The organism is Cellulomonas septica (assembly GCF_012396155.1).
GTDB classification, from domain to species: Bacteria; Actinomycetota; Actinomycetes; order Actinomycetales; family Cellulomonadaceae; genus Cellulomonas; species Cellulomonas septica.
On the sequence record NZ_JAAXOY010000834.1, the window covers coordinates 1 to 1303 of the forward strand.

At 74.9% G+C, this 1303-nt stretch carries 1 pseudogene; it reads left to right on the forward strand.

Features of this window, described 5'->3' with window-relative positions:
- Positions 1-1298, forward strand: a pseudogene (locus HGA02_RS19620) (hypothetical protein); the annotation flags it as partial.
- Positions 1299-1303 lie beyond the last annotated feature (5 nt).

The window sequence follows — 1303 nt, forward strand, 5'->3', positions numbered from 1 at the left end:
TCTTCCGATCTGTCATGGACGCGCTCGGCGCCGCGGGCACCGCGTACCGCGAGCGCGTGTACGCCGGGTTCGGCGGTGCGCACCGGACCGTCGGCGCGGCCGACGTGCGGGCGTTCCTCGACGTCGCGCAGCGGTACGTCGACGCGGGCCTGCGCGCGAACCGTCGCGCCGACGGGCTGTTCCACTCCTACAACCTGCTCGACCTGCGCGGCGGCGTCGCCCGCGTCGGGCACCTGCAGGAGATGCTCGAGGGCCAGGTCGCGGTCCTGTCGTCGGGGCTGCTGACCCCCGCCGAGGCGCTCGACCTCGTGCACGCGCTGCGCCGCAGCGCCCTGTACCGCGCGGACCAGCACTCCTACCAGCTCTACCCCGACCGCGAGCTGCCGACGTTCCTCGCGCGCAACACGATCACCGCGTCCCAGGCCGCGAGCGCGCCGCTGCTCGACGCGCTGGTCGCCGCGGGCGACACGACGCTCGTGCTGCGCGACGTCCACGGCACGCACCGGTTCGCACCCGGCCTGCACAACGCGCGCGACGTCGTCGCGGCCCTCGACGCGCTGGCCGCGGGCGCGCCCGGCGTCAGCGCGCAGCAGGTGGCCGACGGCCGGGACGCGGTCCTCGACGTGTTCGAGCAGGTGTTCCGGCACGCCGAGTTCACGGGCCGGTCCGGCTCGTTCTTCGCGTACGAGGGCCTCGGCAGCATCTACTGGCACATGGTCTCCAAGCTGCTGCTCGCGGTGCAGGAGAACCACGCGCGGGCGGTCGCCGAGGGCCTCGACGCGGCGGTCGTGCACGGCCTGGCCGACGCGTACGAGGACGTCCGGCTCGGCCTCGGCTACTGCAAGTCGCCCGAGGTCTACGGCGCCTTCCCCGTCGACCCGTACTCCCACACGCCCGCCGGCCACGGCGCGCGCCAGCCGGGCATGACCGGGCAGGTCAAGGAGGAGGTCCTCACGCGGCTCGGTGAGCTGGGCCTGCGGGTCGAGGACGGCCGGGTCGTCGTGCGGCCCGTGCTGCTGCGGGCCGACGAGTGGACGACCGCGCCGACGACGTTGCGCTTCCACGACGTCGCGCAGGCCGAGCAGACCCTCACGCTCGACGCCGGGTCGCTCGCGTTCACGTTCTGCCAGGTGCCGGTCGTCTACCGGCGTGGGTCGGTGCTGCGGGTCGAGGCGACGCTCGCCGACGGCTCACGCGTCGCCGGCGCCGACGGCGTGCTCGACGCCGACGTGAGCGGCCGGGTCTTCGCCCGGTCCGGCGACGTCGTGCGCGTCGACGTGGAGGTCCCGACCGCCTGACCGCC